Origin of the sequence: Variovorax sp. 679, from assembly GCF_003952185.1 — a bacterium.
Classification (GTDB): domain Bacteria; phylum Pseudomonadota; class Gammaproteobacteria; order Burkholderiales; family Burkholderiaceae_C; genus Variovorax.
Window position 1 is genome coordinate 512,327 of sequence record NZ_RXFS01000004.1, and the last position, 20,514, is coordinate 532,840.

Below are 20,514 nucleotides of genomic sequence, written 5' to 3' on the forward strand. Positions count from 1 at the left end.
ACTGCTTCCGCAGCGAGGGGCGATGATCCAATGTAAGGACGCCCCCTGCTTTGCGCGATAAGGCGGAGGGCTTATGTCAGTGCCGGAGGGGGCCTGCCGGCGTGACGGATTCCACGGGGAAATGGCCGCTCGGCCTATGTCCGATGGCGTACCTACGCACCTACCGCCTGGGCAGCCGCCGCGCGCTGCGCCTGGATGGCCTGGCGCAGCACGCGCGGCGACACCGGCTTGTAGAGCACCGTGATGCCCGCGCTCGCCACTTCGCGCAGGCGGTCGGGCTTGGTCTCGCCGGTCACCAGCAGGCGCGCGGTGCCGGCGCCGATGCCGCGCGGATGGCGCTCCAGTGCGGCGATCACGTCGAGGCCGTTGTCGCCGCCCTGCAGCAGCAGGTCGCTGATGACCACGTCGGGCGGCTGCTCCCAGGCATCGGCCATGGCCAGCGCCTCGGCGCGGGTCTGCGCGGGCAGCACCTCGGCGCCCCAGTTGGAGAGCACCACCGTCAGGCCTTCGAGGATGGTGCGCTCGTCGTCGATCACAAGGATGCGCACGTTGGCGAGGCTTTCCTCCTCCTCGATGGCGGCGAAGGCCGGCGACGCGGCGGGGGCCGGCAGCGCGGCCGGCGCCGAGCGCACCAGCACCCGCACGCAGGTGCCCTTGTGCAGCTTCGAGCTGAGCTCGACGCGCGTGTTCAGCAGCTCGGCCAGCCGCTGCACCGTGGCCAGGCCCAGCCCCATGCCGCGCGCGCCGCGCGCCGCCTGCCGGCCGGCGGGCTCCACCTGGTAGAACTCCTCGAACACCCGCGCCTGGTGCTGCGCGGCGATGCCCACGCCGGTGTCGACCACGTCGATGCGCACGCCCCGGCCGCGCCGCCGCGCGCCGATCAGCACGCCGCCCTCGATGGTGTGGCGCAGCGAGTTCGACACCAGGTTGTTCAGGATGCGCGAGAGCATCACGTAGTCGCAGCGCACCCACGTGTCGGTCTTGCGCACCACCAGCCGCAGGCCCTGCTGCTCGGCCACCGGGCGGAAGTTGCGGCTGATCTCCTCGAACAGCCGGTCGAGCGGAAAGTCGATCCACTGCGGCTGCAGCACGCCGGCGTCGAGCTGCGACAGGTTCAGCAGCTCCGAGAACAGCCGGTCGAGCGAATCCACGCACTCGCGGATGTGGCCGATGCGCTGCAGCTTCACCGGGTCGTTCTCGCCGTTGGCCAGCCCGTCGGAGAACAGCGTGAGCGCGTGCAGCGGCTGGCGCAGGTCGTGGCTGGCGGCGGCCAGCAGGCGGGTCTTGGCCTGGCTCGCCACTTCGAGCTGCTGGTTCTTGCGCGCCAGCTCGGCCGTGGCCTCGTTGATGCGGCTCTGCAGCAGCCGGTGGCTCTCCGCGAGCGCGCGCGCCGCCTGGTTGAAGCCGTGCTGCAGGTGGCGCACCTCGGCCGTGCCCTCGATGGCCACGCTCGCGTTCTCGCCCGCGCCGAGGCGGTCCACCGCGTCGCCCAGCGCGCGTATCGGCTCGCTGATGCGGCGCGCCGCCCACCAGCCCGCCAGGCCCACGCCGACCAGGCTGATCGCCAGCACCAGCCCCACGTTGAACCAGACCGAGCGCCGAGCGCTCTGCACGGCGGCCAGGCTCATCTCGACCATCACCTTGCCGTTGTGGCGGCCGTCGTCGCCCACGATGGGCACCACCACCTGCAGGCCGTCGCCGCGGGCGCGGTCCACGGTCTCGGAGTTGGCCACGATCTCGCCGTCCTCCGTCCAGATCTGCACCTGCTGCACGTTGGGCTGGTAGGTGCCCGACTGGGCGGTACGGGCCAGCGCGCGGCGGTCCATGCGCGCCAGCGGCGCTTGCGCCACCGTGGCCACCTGCAGCGCCACCGTCTGGGCATTGGCGCGCATCAGCTCGGTGAGGTTGCCCAAGTGCTGCCGCGTCAGAACGGCGATTGCCGCCAGCGTGGCCAGCGCCGCCGGCACCATCGCCAGCAGGATCAGCTGCTGGGCGAAGGTCAGGCGGGCCAGGCCGCGGATGACGCGGAAATTCCAGTTCATGGGGGCTTCGGACGCATGGGCGCCGAGCTTATGAGGGCAATCCGGGGCGGGAAAGCTAGGAAAAACATCACAAAAAATGTCGGCAATTGATATTTAATGGCGTCCGCGCTGCCCATGTTAGACCCGCCGATGCGCAACGGCCCTATGTCTTTAGGTCCTGAAATGCTGGCTTCCATGCGCCGATTCGCCGAATTCTCAGCAGTGGTCCTCCGCGCGGTGGCCCTGGCATTGCTGGCGGGCCTGCCGCTGCTGGCCCCGGCCCAGGTCAATCCGCTGGACGGGCCGGTGCGCTTCGGCATCCTGCCGCTGGGGGGCGCCTTCGAGTCACGCAGCGACTGGGATCCGCTGCTGGCCGAACTCAGCCGCGCCATCAATCGCCCGGTGAGCGTGCTGTCGGTCAACTCGTACGAGGCGCTGGAGCAGGCCATCATGCGCAACGAGGTCGACATGGCCTTCCTGTCCGGGAAGATGGCGCTCGACGCCGTCACCCAGCGTCGCATGAAGGTGGTGGCGCAGGTGGTGCGGCACGACGGCCTGCCCGGCTACCGCGCGCTGCTGCTCGCGCGCAAGGCGCCGCCCTTCAATTCGCTGAAGAACATGCTGGACCAGCCCGAGCGCTGGCGGCTGGCGCGCGGCGAGAAGCAGTCGGTGTCGGGCTTCATCGTGCCGCAGCTGCAGCTCTTCCTGCCGAACCACATCGCGATGGAGACGCGCTTCGGCAGCGAGATCGTGGGCACCCACCAGGCCACCGCGCTGGCCGTGGCCAACAACGAAGCCGACGTGGCCACCAACAACACCGCCGACTTCGAGCGCTTCAAGCTGCGCTTTCCGGCCGAGTCGGAACGGCTGCAGGTGCTGTGGGAGTCGGAGCTGATCCCGCACGCCCAGATCGTCGTGCGCAGCGAATACGCGCCCGAGTTGCGCAAGCGCGTGCAGACCTTCCTGACCGGCTACGGCCGCGTCAAGGGCCCGCGCGGCGACGCCGAGCGCGCGGTGCTCAAGTCGCTGCACGACCTGGCCGGCTTCGTGGCCGCCGACAACAGCTCGCTGCAGCCGGCGGCCAAGCTGGCCTACCAGCTTGCGAAGCAGAACGCCATGACCGCGCAATGGGTGAACGACGCCGCGCGCGAAGCCCGCCTGCAGCGCATCGAGAGCAGCTACGCGGACCAGGTCGCCGTGCTGAAGGACGTTTCGCCGTGACGACGACGTTCGCAAGGCTTCGGCGCGCGGCGGCCGTGCTGCTGGCCTTCGTCTTCTTCGTCTTCGCCGTCCTGCCGGCCACGGCGCAGCACGCTACCGCCGCCGCCGCCGCGTCGCCCGACAAGGCAGCGCCGCCGCCCGCCATCAGGATGATCCGCTTCGGCGTGCTGCCGCTGGGCGGCACCGTTGAATCGCGCGCGCTGTGGACGCCGCTCATGACCGACATGGGCCGCGCCCTCGGCATGCCGGTCAGCATGTATTCGGTGCCGACCTACGAGGAACTCGACCGCGCCATCGGCCGCGACGAGATCGACATGGCCTTCCTCTCGGCCAAGATGGCGCTCGACGCCGTGATGCAGCGGCGCATGAAGGTGGTGGCGCAGATCGCGCGGCACTCCAACGTGCCCGAGCACCGCGCCGTGCTGCTGGTGCGCAAGGCCGGGCCGCTCAACACGCTCGAGGGCGTGCTCTCGCAGCCCGAGAAATGGCGGCTCGCGCGCGGCGACAGCCGCTCCGTCACAGGCTTCATCGTGCCGCAGAGCCAGCTCTTCCTGCCGAACAACATCGAGATGGAGACGCGCTTTCGCAGCGAGTTCGTCGGCACCCACCAGGCCACCGCGCTGGCCGTGGCCAACGGCGACGCCGACGTGGCCACCAACAACACGACCGACCTCGAGCGTTTCCGCCAGCAGTTCCCGGTGGAGGCCGGGCGGCTGCAGGTGGTGTGGGAGTCGGAGCCGCCGCCCGGCGCGCCGATGGTGGTGCGGCGCGACTTCCCGCCCGAGTTCCAGGCGCGGCTGCAGAACTTCCTGACCGGCTACGGCAAGGGCAAGGGCGCGCGCGGAGACGCCGAGCGCGAAGTGCTCAAGAACCTGCGCGCGGCCTACGGCTACGTCGCGGCCGACGACAGCGCGCTGCTGCCCCAGGCGCGGCTGGAGCACCAGCTCGGCAGGCAGCGCGCCATGGCGGCGTCATGGGTCAACGAGGCCGCGCGCGAGCAGCGGCTGCAGCGCGTCGAGAAGACCTACGCGGAGCAGGTCGAGACGCTGCGCGCCGCCGCCCGCTGAGCCGGTCTTTCCGCTTTCTTCCCGCTTCTTTCTACTCCCTTCGCCGTAGCTCCAAATCCCCGCGCCTAGGCCATTAGCTAGGCCTTAAGGCGGATTTGCCTGCCGTCCCCCGGGCCGGAAACTTCGTGTTTCTTTCAGGCACCCTTGCCGTTGACGGAGTGCGGATGAGTTGGCGAACAAAAGTGGTCTGGAGCGAGGGGATGCTGTTGCAGCCTCAGCACCTGCAGCAGAGCGAGCGTCATGCCGATCACGCGCGGCACGTGCTGCTGCGTTCCACCACCCCCTACGCCTGGGGCTTCGCCGAGCTGGAGATCGACCCCGCCGCGCTCACGCTGGGCAAGCTGGCGCTGGTGCGCGCGGTCGGCGTCTTCGGCGACGGCACGGTGTTCGACATGCCGGCGGTCGATCCGCTGCCCGAGCCCATCGACATTCCCTCGTCCATGCGCGACGAGGCCGTGGTGCTCGCGCTGCCGCTGCGCCGCGCCGGCGCGCGCGAGGCCGACGCGGAAGAATATGAAGAGCTGGTGCGCCACCGCGTGCTCGAGTCGGAAGTGCCCGACTCCAACACCGCCGGCGAGCGCACCGCGATGCTGCAGCTGGGCCAGCTCCACACGCGCCTGATGCGTGCCAGCGAGGCCACCGATGCGTGGACCACCATCGGCGTGGCCCGCGTGGTCGAGCGCCGCGTCGACAACCAGGTGCAGCTCGACCGCGCCATGCTGCCGCCGCTGCTCGACGTGGCCGGCCATGCCGTCATCCGCGCCTGGCTCGACGAGCTGCTGGGCCTGCTGCGCCAGCGCGGCGAGGCGCTGGCCGGCCGCCTCACGCAGGGCGGCACAGGCGGCGTGGCCGAGATCGCCGACTTCATGCTGCTGCAGGCCGTGAACCGCAACGAGGCCATCTTCGCGCACCTCGCGAAGAGCGCGATGCTGCATCCGCAGCACTTCTTCGAACATGCGCTGGGCCTCGCGGGCGACCTCGCGAGCTTCCGCGACTCGCGGCGCGTGTCGCGCTTCGGCCCCTACATCCACGACGACCTCGCCATGAGCTTCAAGCCGCTCATGGACGATCTGCGCCGCAGCCTCTCGATGGTGTTCGAGCAGTCGGCCATCCGCATCGAGCTGCACGACCGCAAGCACGGCGTGCGCGTGGCAGTGGTCACCGACGTGGAGCTGCAGCGCAAGGCGACCTTCGTTCTCGCGGTGAACGCCAACATGCCCAGCGAGGCGCTGCGCGCGCGCTTTCCCACGCAGGTCAAGATCGGCCCGGTGGAGCGCATCCGCGACCTGGTCAACCTCGCGCTGCCGGGCGTCACGCTCACGCCGATGCCGGTGGCGCCGAGGCAGATCCCCTTCCACACGGGCGCCAACTACTTCGAGCTCGAAACGCGCAACAGCGACCTGTGGCGCCAGCTCGAGCAGTCGGGCGGCATCGCGATGCACATCGCGGGCGACTTCCCCGGCCTCGACCTCCAGTTCTGGGCAATACGAGCATGACCCCCAGTCTTCGCGCACTTCGTGTCGCTACGCAAACCCGCTTCCAGAGGGCAACGCCAGCGGCCCGGCAAAGCCGGTTCCGCGGCGTTCCGCGAATTGGCGCCGTCAGCGTGGAGCCATCATGAGCACACCTCCCGATCCCTTTGCCGCCTTCGAGTCGGAACGCACGGTCATCAAGCCGAAGCCGCGTACGCCGGGCGGCACGCCGAGCGCGCCCGCACCGGCGCCTTTCTTCGGTGGCGCAGACCCCACGCCAGCCGCCGATGTCGGCGAACTCGGCCTGCTCAATCCGCTGGTGTCGGCCGCCGGCAAGCTGCTGGTGCTGATCGGCAAGCTGCGCAACCTCGCGCAGCCGCCCAACGTGCCGGCGCTGCGCGCCTCCACCGCCGAGGCGGTGAACCAGTTCGATGCCAGCGCGCGCCGTGCCGGCGTGGGCAACGAATCGGTGCTCGCCGCGCGCTACGTGCTGTGCACCGCGCTCGACGAGGCCGTGGCCAACACGCCCTGGGGCGTGCAGGCGGGCTGGAACAAGCAGAGCCTGCTGGTGCAGTTCCACAACGAGACATGGGGCGGCGAGAAAGTGTTCCAGCTGCTGGCCAAGCTCGCGCAGGACGTGCCCACGCATCGCCAGCTGCTGGAGCTGATCTACAGCGTGCTCGCGCTCGGCTTCGAAGGCCGCTACCGCGTGATCGACAACGGCCGCGCGCAGCTCGACTCGGTGCGCCAGCGCCTGGCCGACCTGATCGCCAAGGACCGTCCGCCGGTGGAAGCCGAGCTCTCGCCGCACTGGCGTGGGCAGGGCGCGGGCACGGTGCGGCTGCGCGAGTCGCTGCCGCTGTGGGTGTTCGCGGCCGGCTTCGCGCTGCTGCTGGCGCTTGCCTGGTTCGGGCTTTGGCTCACGCTCAACTACCGCTCCGACACCACGTATGCCGCGGTGTCCAGCCTGCGCGCGCCCAACATCCAGATCGCGCCGCCCGCGCTGCCGGCAAAGACGCCGCGCCTCGCGCGCTTCCTGGAGCCCGAGGTGAAGCAGGGCCTGGTCACCGTGACCGACGAGGCCGACCGCAGCGTGGTGCGCCTGCGCGGCGACTCCTTCTTCAGCTCCGGCAGCGCCGATCCGATGGCGCAGTCGTTGCCGGTGCTGAACCGCATCGGCCAGGCGCTGGCCGAGGTGAAGGGCGACGTGCTGATCACCGGCCATTCCGACAACCAGCCGATCCGCTCGCTGCGCTACCCGTCGAACTGGCACCTGTCGGCCGCGCGCGCCGACGCGGTGAAGGGCGCTCTGTCGACGCTGGTCGACCCGGCGCGCATGCGCTCCGACGGCAAGGCCGACGCCGAGCCGGTGGCCCCCAACGACACGCCGGCCAATCGTGCGAAGAACCGCCGCGTCGAGATCGTGCTGTTGAGCGGGCCGGACGGCGTCGTTGCCGCTGGAGCGACGAAATGATCAAGAAAATCTTCGGCTTCCTGTTCAGCCCGCTGCTGCTCACGCTGCTGGCGCTCATCGTCGTCGCGCTGCTGATCTGGTGGATCGGCCCGCTGGTGAAGATCGGATCGCTCGCGCCGCTCGAAAGCGAGACCACGCGCGCCGTCGTCATCGGCGTCATCGTGCTGATCGTGGTGCTGCGTGCGCTGTACCGCCGCTGGCGCGCCCGCCGCGCGAGCCAGCACCTGACCGACGGCCTCATGAAGGCGCCCGCCGCCAAGGCCGACGCGCCCATCAATGGCGAACAGAAGATCCTCGACACCCGCTTCAGCGAGGCCGTCGCCACGCTCAAGCAGATGCGCATGCACGCCGCCGGCAAGAAGCCGGGCTGGCGCGACTGGCTCTCCATCTCGGGCGGCAGCTATCTCTACGACTTGCCCTGGTACGTGTTCATCGGCGCACCGGGCGCGGGCAAGACCACCGCGCTCGTGAACTCCGGCCTGAGCTTCCCGCTGGCCGAGAAGTTCGGCCCCGGCGCCATCCGCGGCGTGGGCGGCACGCGCAACTGCGACTGGTGGTTCACCGACGAGGCTGTGCTCATCGACACCGCCGGGCGCTACACCACGCAGGACAGCCACCAGTCGGAAGACAAGAGCGCATGGGAGGGCTTCCTGGGCCTGCTGAAGAAGGTGCGCCCGCGCCGGCCGCTGAACGGCGTGTTCCTTACCGTCAGCGTGGCCGACCTGCTGAGCCAGGGCCCCGAGGCGCGCACCCAGCTCGCCGCGTCGATCCGCGCGCGCCTGCTGGAGCTCGACGGCAAGCTCACCACGCGGCTGCCGGTGTACGTGCTCGTCACCAAGAGCGACCTGCTCTACGGTTTCACCGACTACTTCGACGACCTCGGCAAGGAACAGCGCGCGCAGGTCTTCGGTTTCACGCTGCCGGTCGACGAGAACCTGCAGGTCGAGGAGAAGGGGCTCTCCGTCGCCTTCAACCGCGAGTTCGCGCTGCTGCACAACCGCGTGAACGACGGCCTCATTGCGCGCATGCAGCGCGAGACCGACGGCAACCGCCGCGCGGCGATCTTCGGCTTTCCGGCGCAGTTCGGCTCCATCGGCCCGCTGCTGTCCGACCTGCTGGAGCAGGTGTTCACCGGCTCGCGTTTTGCGCAGCCGCCGTGGGTGCGCGGCGTGTACTTCACCAGCGGCACGCAGGAAGGCAGCCCCATCGACCGCGTGATGGGCAGCCTTGCGCGCAGCTTCGGCATCGAGCGCGCGATGCTCGCGCCGCAGAAGTCCAGCGGGCGCAGCTATTTCCTTACTTCGCTGCTGCGCGAGGTGGTGTTCCCCGAGCAGCGCCTTGCCGGCGCCGACGTGAAGCTGGAGCGCCGCCGCCACACGCTGCGCGTGATCGGCGTGACGGCGATGACGCTGCTCACCGTCGGCCTGCTCGCGGCCTGGGGCTACAGCACGCTGCAGAACATGAACTACCTGAAGTCGGTCGAGGCCCGCGTCGAGCCCGCCCGGCAGAACCTCGCGGCGCTGCCGGCGCGCGTGCAGAACCTGGTCGAGGTCGCGCCCGTGCTGCAGAGCCTGCGCGACATCTGGAAGACGCCCGACAACCGCCAGGGCGACGAGCCGCTGTCGATGACGCTGGGCCTCTACCAGGGCGACAAGCTCGACGCGGCAGCCATGCTCACGCACCAGCGCGCGCTCAACGACGCCTTCCTGCCGCAGATAGCCAAGCGCATCGAGGACCAGCTGCGCACCGCGCAGAAGGACAACCTCGAGTTCACCTACGAGGCGCTCAAGAGTTATTTGATGCTTTACCAGCCCGAGCACTTCGATGCCGAGGCGCTGAAGGCCTGGATCACGCTCGACTGGTCGCGCAACCTCGACCGCGGCATTCCCGAGGACCAGCGCAGGCAGCTCGAAGACCAGCTCGACGTGCTCATCGCCCAGGGCCCGCCGCGCTCGCCGCTGAAGATGGACGAGAACCTGGTGCGCAGCGTGCGTGCCGTGCTCGCGAGCTATCCGCTGGAGCAGCGCGTGTTCAGCCGCCTGAAGCGCCAGCGCGCCAGCAAGGACATTCCGGCCTTCAGCGTGGCGGCCGCCACCGGCCCTTCTGGCCCGCTGGTGTTCGAGCGCATCAGCGGCAAGCCGCTGTCCGATGGCGTGCCGGGCATGTTCACCTACGACGGCTATCACAAGCGCTTCCAGAACGAGGTGACGGTGCTCACCGGCCTGCTCGCGAATGAAGACCCATGGGTGCTGGGACAGGACCGCAACGCCGCCGACCGCCTGCGCGACGTGGCCGCGCTCGGCGCGCTGACCGACCGCGTGCGCCGCCTGTACCTCGAGGAATACGTCAAGCAGTGGGAGGCGCTGCTCGCCGACGTGCGCCTGATCCGCGTGAGCGGGCTGGAGAAGAACATCGAGACCGCGCGCATCCTCTCGGGCGTCGATTCGCCGCTTGCCAACTTCCTGCGCGCGGTGGTCAAGCAGACCACGCTGATTCCCGCGGCCGACGCCAACAAGGACGTGGTCAGCAAGGCCACCGAGACCGTGCGCAACACCCGCAAGGGCCTGGAAGACCTGTTCGGCAGCGACCCCGGCCGCCAGGTGGCGCCGGGCAAGCGCATCGAGAGCATCGTGGACGACCGCTTCGAGGCGCTGCGCCGTCTCGTCACCGCCGGCGGCCCCAACCAGCCAGCGCCCATCGACGACGCGCTGAAGCTCTTCAACGAGGTGTACGTGTACCTCAACGCGGTCGACACGGCAGTGAAGGGCCGCACATCGCCGCCGCCCGGCGACGTGGCCGGCAAGCTCAAGTCCGACGCCGGCCGCCTGCCCGAGCCGGTGCGCTCCATGGTCGAGAACCTGAGCCAGGCCGGCGCCGCGCAGGCGCAGGTGGCCGAGCGCGGCAACCTCAGCCAGGACCTGCGCCCCGTGACCGAGTTCTGCGCGCGCGCCATTGCCGGCCGCTACCCCTTCGTGCAGAGCAGCAAGCGCGACGTGCTGCCCGAGGACTTCGGCCAGATGTTCGGCCCCGGTGGCCTGATGGATGACTTCTTCCAGAAGCGCCTGGCCGCCATCGTCGACACCAGCACCCGCCCGTGGCGCTACAAGCCCGTGGCCGAGCGCGGCGCCATCACCACGCAGGCGATCGCACAGTTCGAGCGCGCCGCGCGCATCAAGGAAATCTTCTTCCGCGGCGGCGGCCGGGGGCCGTCGATGCGGCTGGACTTCAAGCCGGTGGAGATGGATGCGGGCATCACCCAGTTCATCCTCGACGTGGATGGACAGCTCGTGAAGTACGCGCACGGGCCGGTGGTGCCGATGGCCGTGCAGTGGCCTGGCCCGAAGGGAAGCAACCAGGTGCGCATCCAGGTGAGCCCGCCTTCGACCACCGGCAGCTCGGGGTCGGCGGTGGACGGGCCGTGGGCGCTGTTCCGCGCGCTGGACGACGGGCAGCTCGAAGCGGGCGATGCGCCGGAGAAGTTCTTCATCACCTTCCAGGTCGGTGCCCGGAAGACGCGCTTCGAGGTGACGACCAACAGCGTGCAGCATCCGATCCGCTTGCGCGAGCTGCGCGAGTTCTCTTGTCCGGAGGGGTTGTGAGCGAGGCTTCCTCTTCTTCTTCTCCACTGCTGTTTGCATCGACTGCGCTGCCGGGATGGTTCGGCAAGCTGCCGGGCATGGGGGACTTCGCGCATCGGCGGCTGCCTGAGCCGTTCCGCGCGGTGTGGGATCTTTGGCTGCAGCGGGGCATGTCTCGGCTGCGGGATCGGGCGGATTGGACCGAGCGGTATCTGGAGGCGCCTATCTGGTGCTTTGCGCTCGGGCGGCAGGTGGCAGGGGAACAGGCTTGGATCGGGGTGCTGATGCCTTCTGTCGATGGAGTGGGGCGGTACTTTCCGTTTGCGCTGGCCATCGAGCTCGATGCTTCGGCGCCCGGGTGTTTGCGGGGGGAAGCGCTGGCTGCTGCGTTGCGGTGGTGGGCTCATGCTACGCAGGCTGCGTTGGAAGGGCTTGATGGGGATCTGGATGCTTTGCGGTTTGATGCTGTGTTGCATCGGCTGTTTGTTGAAGGCGCTGCTTCTGGTGTGCCTGAGGGGGCGGTCGAGTCGCTGGACTTGCCTCTGGCGGGGGCTTCGCTGTGGTTGAGTGATCCTGCTGCGGAGCATGGGATTCGGATGCTGAGTACCGGGTTGCCTCGGGATGAGCAGTTCGATGCTTTGTTTCTTGGGTTTGCGGAGGAGGGGTGATGAGCGCTTCTCCTCGTCTTGCTTCCCGAGGCCGGGTCTCGCCCCGGCGGGCGACCTACTTTCTTTTGCTTCGCCAAAAGAAAGTAGGCAAAGAAAAGGCGACCCTACTGTCTGTGTCCCTTCGCTTCGCTACGGGCAACCTGCGGTGCTCGGCGCAGGAGGGGGTCCGCAGAACTCGCTTCGCTCAAACAGCTGCGGCCCTGATCCCTCCTGCGCCTGCGCTCCTCGGCACAGCCAGAAGGGAGCGAAACGCGCCATCGCTGCGCTCGGCCGCAGAACAGCCTGGACTGGCCTTCGCTTCGCTCGGCCGCGCATTCAACCCCAGTGAACCAAACAAGACCAACGCTCCATTCCAAGCACAGCAGGCGCAAAGCGCTTGCTGTGCCTTGGTGGCCGAGCGAAGCAAAGGCCCGTGCGTCTCCACTCCCCTCTGGCTGCGCCGAGGAGCGCAGCGTTTCGCGGATCAGGGCCGCAGCTGTTTGAGCGAAGCGAGTTCTGCGGACCCCGCGAAACGCGAGCACCGCAGGTTGCCCCGTAGCGAAGCGAAGGGGTCGCAGACAGTGGGGTCGCCTTTCTTTTGCCTACGTTTCTTTGGCGAAGCAAAGAAAAGTAGGTCGGCCGCCGGGCCGAGACCCGGCCTCGGGAAGCAAACCCTCAGCACAACCAAGCAAGGAGCCAGTCAATGACCGACTCCAACGAAGACGACCGCACCCGCGTAGTCCCCAAATCACCCCCGCCGTCGCAGCCGACGACAACAGGCGACACGTCAGCCACAGTCATCACGGCAGGCGCACAGCCCACAAGCATCTCCGGCACAAACCCGGTAACAGGCCCAGCCACAGGCGTAACCGACGCAGGCCTCCTCCCCGTAGGCAGCCGCCTCGCAGAATTCGAAATCACAAGAGTCATAGGCCAGGGCGGCTTCGGCGTCGTCTACGAAGCCTGGGACCACACGCTCGAACGCGTGGTCGCGATCAAGGAATACCTCCCCACATCCCTGTCGACAAGACAGAACGACGGCACAGTAGTCCCCCTCTCAGAGCGCCACAGGGAAACCTTCGACCTGGGCATGCGCAGCTTCATCAACGAAGCCCGCCTGCTGGCCCAGTTCGACCATCCTTCGCTGCTGAAGGTCTACCGCTTCTGGCAGGAAAAGGGCACGACCTACATGGTCATGCCCTTCTACCGCGGCGACACGCTGAGGGAGGCCCTGGTAGCGATCCCGGCCGGCGTGGACGAGGCCTGGCTGATCCGCATCATGGACGGCGTGACGCAGGCACTCGCGGTGATGCACAACGCCAACTGCTACCACCGGGACATCGCCCCCGACAACATCATCCTGCTCGAAGGCTCGGGCCGCCCGGTGGTGCTCGACTTCGGTGCCGCGCGCCGCGTGATCACCGACAAGACGCAGGCGATCACGGTGATCCTGAAGCCGGGCTACGCGCCCATCGAGCAGTACGCCGAGATGCCCGACATGTCGCAGGGCGCATGGACCGATGTGTACGCGCTCGCGGCGGTGATGCACGTCGCGGTGTGCGGGCGCGCGCCGCCGCCTTCGGTGGCGCGGCTGCTGTCCGACAGCTATGTGCCGCTGGCGGGCAACGAGATCCTGCGCAAGCGCTACAGCCCGCGCCTGCTGGAGGCGATCGATGCGGGTCTCGGTGTTCGGCCCGAGCAGCGGCCGCAGTCGATGGCCGAGCTGCGTGCGGCGCTCGACCTGGAAGTGGGGCACAGCATCGCGCCGACGCCGCGCACGCAGCCGCCGTCGGGCGCGCGTGGAGGTGCTTCGGGCAACGCCGATGCCGCAACGGTCATCGCCACCGGCGGCAAGAAGGCCGTGGGCGGCAAGTCGCCATCGTCGCCCGCGCCGGCGCCCGCTGCGGGCGGCAGCGGAAAGACAGTGATCGCGCTCGCATCGATCGCCGTGCTCGCGGCCGCTGCCGGCGGTGGCTGGTGGTGGTTCCAGGGCCGGGGCGGCGCCGACGACAACAAGCCGGTCGTCACCACCACGCCGGCTCCGCCGTCCGACACCAAGGTCGCGGAGGCACCGCCAGCGCCGCCGCCGCCGCCGCCACCACCGGCTCCCCCTCCGGCCCCGCGCACGCCGGCCGAGTCGCTGCAGTCGCTCGCCACGGGCGCCGCGCCCGGCTTCGACGTGACGGCCACGCCGAAGAAGGCCGAGGTCACCATCGGCAAGGACCGGCTCGCCTTCGAGGTCCGCAGCAAGCGGGAGGGCTACGTCTACGTGTTCCTGCTGTCCAGCGGCGGCGAGATGTTCCTGCTGTTCCCGAACCTGCTCGACAAGTACAACAAGATCACCGCGGGCGGTTCGCTCTCGCTGCCGCGCGCCTCGTGGCCGATGGACGCGGGCGGCCCGGCCGGCACCGACCAGTTCGCGGTGCTCGTGAGCGAGCACGAGCGCGACTTCAGTGCCGCCGGCGTGCAGAACGACGGCGTGTTCCCCGTGTTCCCGCTGCCGGTGCTGGCCGCGCTCGAGGCCACGCGCGGCGCCGGTCCGTCGCCGCTGCTGGGCAAGCCGGTGTGCGCGCCCAACACCCCGTGCAACGACGTCTACGGCGTCGGCAATTTCAAAATCGTCGAGAAGTAATCGTCTGCAGAGCGTTGGCCCCCGGGCCGTGACTTTCCAGACAAGGAGGCTTTCATGATGACCACCACATCGCAACCGCAGCAGGAACAACAACACCAGCAGCCACGGCAGCGCCTTCTCGCCGGTGCGCTCCGCTGGAGCGTTGCCGCCGCCATCGCATCGCTGGCGGGCTGCGCCGCGCCGCCACCGGCGGCCACGGACACCACGACTGCCACCACCGACACATCCAGCACGGCATCGCGCCCGCCGCCCACCGGCGCGAGCGTGGCCGGCCAGGCGCGCACCTTCTCGACCCAGCTCGCCACCTACACCTCGGTGAGCTTCGACGCGGTGCCGGGCTGGTCGCGCGACGATTTCTCCGAGAGCTGGCCCGCCTTCCTCGGCAGCTGCAAGGTGCTGAACGGTCGCGGCGCCGAGTGGAAGGAGGTGTGCGACCGCGCACAGAAGGTCGACGGCAAGAGCAACAACGCCATCCGTGGCTTCTTCGAAGGCGAGTTCTCGGCCTACCAGATCCGCGACGACGACCGCCGGCCCGACGGCGTGGTCACCGGCTACTTCGAGCCCGAGATCGCGGGCGCGCGCCAGTACGGCGCGCCCTTCATCTACCCCGTCTACGGCCAGCCCGAGGACATGCTGTTCGCCGACGCGCGCAAGCTGCCGCCCGGCAACGGCACCGTGGCGGCCCGCGTGGACGGGCGCAACGTGGTGGTGCAGACCGGCCTGAGCACGCGCGACATGGGCGCGCCGGGCCTCTACGCGCTCGACCTCTCGGGCATCTCGCGCGACACGCTCGACCGCAAGGTGCGCCTGCGCGTCGAGGGCAAGCAGCTGCTGCCGTACTACACGCGCGAGGAGATCGAGACCAAGGGCGCGCCCAACGCCAAGGTGCTGGCCTTCGTGAGCAGCGCCACCGCGCTGTACGAGATGCAGATCCAGGGCTCGGGCCGCATCAAGATGGCCAACGGCGACATCGTCCGCGTCGCCTACGCCGAGCAGAACGGCCAACCTTTCCGCCCGACGCTGGCGCAGGCCGCCAACGGCAAGCCGCGCAGCCCGGTGAAGGTGCGCGGCTCGTCCATCGAGCTGCAGCTCGACGACGGCGACGATGACGACAGCGATGTCGGCGCGGTGGCCAGCGGCACCATCCGCACGCGCGGCTTCACGCTCGTGCGGCCCGTGGCGAGCGGCCCGGTGGTGGTGCCGGGGCGGCGGCCGACGGCCGGCGGCGCGGTGACCGGCTCGGGCATCAAGGACCCGAGCTACGTGTTCTTCAAGGAATCGCCTTCGCCCGTGGGCGGCCCGGTGGGGGCCTTCGGCGTGCCGCTGTCGGCGGGGCGCTCGATTGCCGTCGATCCGCGCAGCACGCCGCTGGGCTACCCGGTGTTCGTCTCCACGCGCACGCCCGGCAGCGGCGCGCCGATGCAGCGGCTGACCATCGCGCAGGACACCGGCGGCGCCATTCGCGGCGCGGTGCGGGCCGACTATTTCTTCGGCAACGGCCAGCAGGCCGCGACCAATGCGCGCCGCATGAAGGAGCGCGGCCAGCTCTGGATATTGCTGCCGCGCGGCCTTGCGGTGGCGCAGGCGGCCGTGTCCTCGGGCATCCGCACGCGCGGCGGGCCGGTAGGCGCGAACCTGCCGCAATGCCTGGTGCCTTCGGAGGGCAGCTGCGTCGACGATTGATCGGTCGATCGGGCGCCTTGACTCTTCATGCAGGAAACCCTTTCGTCAGCGGAAAGCTCTGAACTCGTCCGCCTCTGGCGGCGCAGGCAGACGCTGTCCCCGGGCGAGATGGGCGCCATGTACCGCATCGTGGGCGACGCGCTGGTGGCCTGCAATCCGCCCGAGCTGCAGGTGCTGGGCGAAGGGCGGCAGGAGCTGGTGGCGCAGTTCATCTACGTCAAGGTGCTGCGGCTCGACGCCGACCCCGACGAGACCGACGAGCGCGCGGGCCACAGCGCGCCGTCCACCGCCTTCGCGCTGTGCGCCTACTTCCGCCGCTACCTCATCGACTGCACGCGCGCCAGCGCATTCCGCCGCAAGCTCTCCATCGGCGACCAGATCACCGAGGCGCAGCTCGAGGACGAGATCGGCCCGGGCGAGGACCTCGACGGCTGCCTCGCCGAGCACGGCCTGAGCGCGCAGGCCGTGCAGCAGGCCGCGCGCGAGTTCATCGCCGGGCTGCCCGAGCCCGAGCGCCTGCTGCTGTGCGAGGGCTTCGGCAAGGAGGCCGAGGGCGGGCTGTCGGGCATCGCCTCGCGCCATGCCATCGCGTCCTACCACTACCGCGCGGGCCGGCTTGGGCTGGTGCACAAGCGCGAAGGGCTCACCGCGGACTACGCCCGCACGCGGCTCGGCGGCTGGCTCCAGCAGACGCTGGGCATCGCCATCGAGCCCGACAACATGGCCGCGATCCTGCAGGTTTTCAAAATCCTCGGTGCTGAAGCGTCTTACGCCTGAAGACATAGCCATTCAGGAACAGACGCCATGACCCACGACCTCTGGCCCCCGCTCAGCGTGATCCGCAGCGCGCTGGAAACCGGCTCGGCCGTGCCCGACGGCGCGCCCGGCATCGCGGCCGTCGCCATGCCCGGCGCGCCTCCGGATCCGGCTCCTGCCGCCCCGGCATCCGACTTGCTGCTGCCTCTCACCGAATTGGCCCGGCGCCGCGAGGCTGTCGCCCAGCGAGCCTTCCCGGCCCGCTGGGCGCCGGGCCGCCTCGTCAGCGTGGTGCACCAGGGGCGGATGCTGGGCGTGCTGCTCGACCGCTGCATCCAGGGCGAACGCTGGCAGGGCTGGATGGCCGCCGGCGAAGCCGACTGGGCGGGTGCCTTCGACGTGCTGCTGGAGCCCGACGACGAGCCCTTCGAGCCCGCGTTCGGCGTGATCCAGGCCTGGAACGTGCTCGGGCTCGAACCCGGCCCGCAGCTGTGCGCGCGCGTGGTCGGCGAGATTTCCGCCACGCGGCTCGCGGCGATACGCGCGGTGCACGACGAGTGGGCCGCGCACGCGGCGCTGCCCATCGCGCCCGAGCCGGGGCGCATCGCGCTGCGCGGCGTGGGCGGCGTGTTCTCGGTGCTGTCGGGTACGCCGCTCGGGCCCGAAGACCCGCGCACCGACTACCAGGAGCTGTACCGCGACGTGGGCCTGCAGCTGGGCAAGGCGCTGACGCAGCCGCAGGGCGACGAGGCTTCTTCCTCGCCCGCTCCGGCGCCCGCGCGGCCGCAGCCCGGACCCGAAGGCGGCTGGTGGGGCAGCATCCGCCGCTGGTTCGGCGCCGAAGGCTGGGCGCGCCCGGCCTTCGCCGTGCTCGCGCTGGTCGTGGTGGTCCAGAACGTCGGTTTGCTCGGCGGGCGCGGCGCCGGTCCCGAGGAAGACGAAGTGCGCTTCCGCGCCGTGCCTGCCGCACCCGTACCGGCGCGGGCCGACCTGGTGGTGCGCTGGAAGGCCGGCGTTCGCATGGACGAAGCCGACCGCCTGCTGCAGTCGATTTCGGCCGACGTGGTGGGTGGGCCGGGCAGCAACGGCAATGTGTGGCGCCTGCGGGTGCCCGAGCCGGTCGATGCGCTGGCGGTGCTCGCGGCCTCTCCGCTGGTGGAGTCGGCCGGGCCGGCACGACCGGCCGGGGAGCAGCGGCCATGAGACGCGCCATGCACCAGTCGTCCTTCTCGCTTCCTCATTGGGGGAGAACGGGAGGGGGAGCGGGAGCGGAGGCGCGCGGCGCAGCCCGCCGTCCTTCCCCGAAGAAGGAGGGCACGCGACAACTGCGCCTGCTGCAGGTGCTGCTCATCCTGTGGCTGCTCGCCTGCTGCAGCCTCGCCTTCGCCACCCAGCGCGCGCTGCTCGTAGGCGTTTCCGAACTCGTCAACCAGCCGCAGGCGCTGTGGCTGCAGGCGCCGCGCAACGACGTGATGCTGATGCGCGACGCATTGCAGAAGCAGGGCTTTGCCGCGACCGACATCGCCGTGCTGGCCGACGGCGTGAACGGCGCCGCGCTGCCCGAGGCACAGGCCATCCACGATGCGCTGACGCGGCTGCTCGCGCAATCGAAGAGCGGCGACTTCGTGCTGCTGTACTTCTCCGGCCACGGCACCCGCCTGCGCGACATCGTCAAGCGCTACCAGGAGCCCGACGGGCTGTCCGAGAACTTCCTCGCGCGCGACGTGCGCGGCACGCTCGGCAGCGACAACGCGCTCGCCGGCGACCTGCGCGACGTGGACTTCGATGCGTGGATCCAGTCCTTCCTGGCGAAGAACGTGTTCGTCGCCTCGGTGTTCGACACCTGTTCCGCCAACTCCATGACACGCGGCACCGCCGATGCGCCCGCCACCGCCGAAGGGCCGCCCGACGACGAGGTGCGCTGGCGGGGGCTGCGCGCAACGCAACTTGCAGGCGGTGCTCCGCCTGCGCGCGCGTTGGCGCCGCCCGTGCCGGCCGAGGCCGTGCCGCGCGCCCGCTACGTCGCCTTCTTCGCATCGGAAAGCCACCAGATCACGCCCGAGCTGCGCCTGCCGCGCAAGGCGCGCAACGCCAGGCCGCAGGGCCTGCTGACCTGGGCGGTGGTGGAAGCGCTGTCGCGCAAGCCCGCCACCTGGCGCGAGCTGTTCGACGGCGTGCTCGCGCTGTACCCGCCGGTCATCGACGAACTCGCGCAGCGCTTTCCCACGCGCGAGCTGCCGTCGCCGGTGGCCGAAGGAAACCTCGATGCGCCGCTGTTCGCGAACAGCGGCGCGCCCGCATCCACGCGCCCCGTGTGGCGCGCGCAGCGCAGCGGCGACAGCCTGGCCATCAAGGCGGGCCTGCTCGACGGCCTTGCGCAGCAGCAGGAGCTGCGCGTGCTCGCTGCGCTCGAGGACGGCACCGTGCGCAGCGCACCCGCCGCGGTGTCGCAGATCAAGCTCGGCGGCGCCTGGCTCGCCGTGCCTGCCGCGCTGAAGGACGCGCCGGGCAGTGCCTTCTGGAGCGTCACGCCCGTCACCGAGCCGTCCGCCACCGCGCTGCGCGTGCGCGCCGACAAGCCGCTGCCCGCCGGCCTCAGCCTCGACTACCCGGCCGCGATTCGCCCGGCCGACGACGTGGCAACCGCCGACGTGCGCTGGACCGACCTTGGCCCCTCGGGCCAGCGCCTCGAACTGCTTGCGCCGCTCTTCGGTGCCACCGTCTCCACCGTGGTGCTGCCCGACACCGCCGCGCTGCGCCGCAGGCTGCAGGCGCTGGCGCAGCTCAAGTGGCTCGCGCAACTGCAGAGCTACGGCAAGGACGGCCAGCTCGACGGCTTCGACGCGGCGATCGAAGTGTGGAACGCCGACAGCATGCTGCGCAGCGTGCCCGTTTCGCAGGCCGGTGCGTTGCCCCCGCCGCGCACCGGCGAGCGCCTGCGCCTGAACGTGCGCAACACCAGCGGCCGTTCGCTCGACCTGGTCATTGCCGGCATCGACGCGCGCGGCAACCTGCAGCCTGTCTACCCCGACGAGTCCGGCGAAACCAACCGCTTCAAGCGCGGCACGCCCGAACAGCCCTCGGTGAAGCGCTTCGACCTGCCCTGGCTCGACGCCGCCGGCGACGCGCGCCTGCTGGTCATGGCCGTGCCCGCGACGCCCTACAGCGCGCCGCGCCTCTTCGGCGTGGCCTATGCGCAGGCCGACGTGTCGGAAGTGCGCGTGCGCGGCGGGCAGCCGCCTGCCGACAGCGGCGAGCGGCAGGTGTTCGCGGCCCTGCTGCGCAGGAGCGGCACGGCGGACGCGGGAGCCAGGCCATGACGACGGTTCCGGTTCTTCTTCCTTTCTGTTCTTGTTCTCTCGATTTCCGGAGGTGATATGGCATTTCTAGACGACGGCTCCTGGAGCCCTGAAGACGCCCGGCGGTTCTACGAACTGATCGGCACCGGCTCGGCCGAAACCGACCTTGTCATGCTGATCGAGAACAAGGGCGCGCCGGTGGAAGGCGAACTCGACCGCAGCTTCGACGACGGCAAGGCCCGCCTGAACATCGGCGGCTACTACTGGTCGGTGCAGGTGCCCGAGTCTTCCGCGCAGAACCAGGTCGTGCCCAACAACCTGATCGTCGCGCGCCGCAGCGACGCGGCCACCGCCACCATCGCCAGCCTGCTGCGCGCGCAGGAGAAAGACCTGAAGGTCATGATCAGCGCCTTCAAGTCCGGCGGCGACGAGCGTTCGCCCGATGCGCAGTCGACCTTCGAGATGGTGCTGGAGAACGCGCGCATCTGCCGGCTCGTGCTGAGCTCCGGCGGCCACTGGGGCGTGCCCTCGGAACTGATCTCCATCAGCTACCGCACGGTGAAGATCCGCTCCGCACCGCAGAAGACCACCGGCCTGCGCGGCGCGGTGCGCGAATGCCAGTTCACCCGCGCCTGAGTCGCACAGCCACAAGGAGCCGCACGCC

General features: G+C 70.0%; 13 protein-coding genes. 12 read left to right on the forward strand and 1 reads right to left on the reverse strand.

Translation table 11 applies throughout. From position 1 onward, the window contains the following. Positions 1-152: 152 nt before the first annotated feature. Positions 153-2,042, reverse strand: coding sequence for a hybrid sensor histidine kinase/response regulator (locus EJO71_RS12785; RefSeq protein WP_125949080.1), 1,890 nt, complete (start codon positions 2,040-2,042; stop codon positions 153-155). 162 nt (positions 2,043-2,204) lie between these two features. On the opposite strand from EJO71_RS12785, the gene phnD (EJO71_RS12790) reads away from it, so the two are divergent. From phnD (EJO71_RS12790) to EJO71_RS12855, 12 genes are all read left to right on the forward strand, one after another. Beyond that, the gene (gene phnD, locus EJO71_RS12790; RefSeq protein WP_125949081.1) at positions 2,205-3,242 is read left to right on the forward strand and encodes a phosphate/phosphite/phosphonate ABC transporter substrate-binding protein; all 1,038 of its coding nucleotides are present in this window, start codon (positions 2,205-2,207) and stop codon (positions 3,240-3,242) included. Then, positions 3,239-4,309: a phosphate/phosphite/phosphonate ABC transporter substrate-binding protein gene (phnD, locus tag EJO71_RS12795; protein ID WP_240651378.1), complete on the forward strand. Its 1,071-nt coding sequence runs from the start codon at positions 3,239-3,241 to the stop codon at positions 4,307-4,309. Before phnD (EJO71_RS12790) ends, phnD (EJO71_RS12795) begins: the two co-directional genes overlap by 4 nt. 164 nt (positions 4,310-4,473) lie before the next feature. Next, positions 4,474-5,805: a type VI secretion system baseplate subunit TssK gene (gene tssK / locus EJO71_RS12800; RefSeq protein ID WP_125949082.1), complete on the forward strand. Its 1,332-nt coding sequence runs from the start codon at positions 4,474-4,476 to the stop codon at positions 5,803-5,805. A gap of 121 nt (positions 5,806-5,926) precedes the next feature. Continuing rightward, positions 5,927-7,255, forward strand: coding sequence for a DotU family type VI secretion system protein (locus tag EJO71_RS12805; RefSeq protein ID WP_125949083.1), 1,329 nt, complete (start codon positions 5,927-5,929; stop codon positions 7,253-7,255). After that, complete coding sequence (gene tssM, locus EJO71_RS12810) at positions 7,252-10,854, forward strand: type VI secretion system membrane subunit TssM (protein ID WP_125949084.1); 3,603 nt, start codon at positions 7,252-7,254, stop codon at positions 10,852-10,854. The genes EJO71_RS12805 and tssM overlap by 4 nt, the downstream gene beginning before the upstream one ends. Then, complete coding sequence (tagF, locus tag EJO71_RS12815; RefSeq protein WP_125949085.1) at positions 10,851-11,501, forward strand: type VI secretion system-associated protein TagF; 651 nt, start codon at positions 10,851-10,853, stop codon at positions 11,499-11,501. The genes tssM and tagF overlap by 4 nt, the downstream gene beginning before the upstream one ends. A 682-nt stretch (positions 11,502-12,183) precedes the next feature. Further along, the gene (locus EJO71_RS12830) at positions 12,184-14,112 is read left to right on the forward strand and encodes a serine/threonine-protein kinase (RefSeq protein ID WP_125949086.1); all 1,929 of its coding nucleotides are present in this window, start codon (positions 12,184-12,186) and stop codon (positions 14,110-14,112) included. A gap of 57 nt (positions 14,113-14,169) precedes the next feature. Beyond that, positions 14,170-15,795: an MltA domain-containing protein gene (locus EJO71_RS12835; RefSeq protein WP_125949168.1), complete on the forward strand. Its 1,626-nt coding sequence runs from the start codon at positions 14,170-14,172 to the stop codon at positions 15,793-15,795. A 27-nt stretch (positions 15,796-15,822) separates the two neighbouring features. After that, the gene (locus EJO71_RS12840; RefSeq protein ID WP_125949087.1) at positions 15,823-16,572 is read left to right on the forward strand and encodes a hypothetical protein; all 750 of its coding nucleotides are present in this window, start codon (positions 15,823-15,825) and stop codon (positions 16,570-16,572) included. Positions 16,573-16,599: 27 nt separating this feature from the next. After that, positions 16,600-17,754: a hypothetical protein gene (locus EJO71_RS12845; RefSeq protein ID WP_125949088.1), complete on the forward strand. Its 1,155-nt coding sequence runs from the start codon at positions 16,600-16,602 to the stop codon at positions 17,752-17,754. Further along, the gene (locus EJO71_RS12850; RefSeq protein WP_240651379.1) at positions 17,751-19,871 is read left to right on the forward strand and encodes a caspase family protein; all 2,121 of its coding nucleotides are present in this window, start codon (positions 17,751-17,753) and stop codon (positions 19,869-19,871) included. Before EJO71_RS12845 ends, EJO71_RS12850 begins: the two co-directional genes overlap by 4 nt. 57 nt (positions 19,872-19,928) lie before the next feature. Then, on the forward strand, positions 19,929-20,486 hold the full coding sequence (locus tag EJO71_RS12855) for a type VI secretion system tube protein Hcp (RefSeq protein WP_125949089.1): 558 nt from the start codon (positions 19,929-19,931) through the stop codon (positions 20,484-20,486). Positions 20,487-20,514 lie beyond the last annotated feature (28 nt).

What these genes read in the sequence shown, in the direction of transcription:
- EJO71_RS12785 (WP_125949080.1), bottom strand. Translation starts at nt 2,042, where the DNA reads ATGAACTGGAATTTCCGCGTCATCCGCGGCCTGGCCCGCCTGACCTTC.
- phnD (WP_125949081.1), top strand. Translation starts at nt 2,205, where the DNA reads ATGCTGGCTTCCATGCGCCGATTCGCCGAATTCTCAGCAGTGGTCCTC.
- tssK (WP_125949082.1), top strand. Translation starts at nt 4,474, where the DNA reads ATGAGTTGGCGAACAAAAGTGGTCTGGAGCGAGGGGATGCTGTTGCAG.
- EJO71_RS12805 (WP_125949083.1), top strand. Translation starts at nt 5,927, where the DNA reads ATGAGCACACCTCCCGATCCCTTTGCCGCCTTCGAGTCGGAACGCACG.
- tssM (WP_125949084.1), top strand. Translation starts at nt 7,252, where the DNA reads ATGATCAAGAAAATCTTCGGCTTCCTGTTCAGCCCGCTGCTGCTCACG.
- EJO71_RS12830 (WP_125949086.1), top strand. Translation starts at nt 12,184, where the DNA reads ATGACCGACTCCAACGAAGACGACCGCACCCGCGTAGTCCCCAAATCA.
- EJO71_RS12835 (WP_125949168.1), top strand. Translation starts at nt 14,170, where the DNA reads ATGACCACCACATCGCAACCGCAGCAGGAACAACAACACCAGCAGCCA.
- EJO71_RS12840 (WP_125949087.1), top strand. Translation starts at nt 15,823, where the DNA reads ATGCAGGAAACCCTTTCGTCAGCGGAAAGCTCTGAACTCGTCCGCCTC.
- EJO71_RS12845 (WP_125949088.1), top strand. Translation starts at nt 16,600, where the DNA reads ATGACCCACGACCTCTGGCCCCCGCTCAGCGTGATCCGCAGCGCGCTG.
- EJO71_RS12850 (WP_240651379.1), top strand. Translation starts at nt 17,751, where the DNA reads ATGAGACGCGCCATGCACCAGTCGTCCTTCTCGCTTCCTCATTGGGGG.
- EJO71_RS12855 (WP_125949089.1), top strand. Translation starts at nt 19,929, where the DNA reads ATGGCATTTCTAGACGACGGCTCCTGGAGCCCTGAAGACGCCCGGCGG.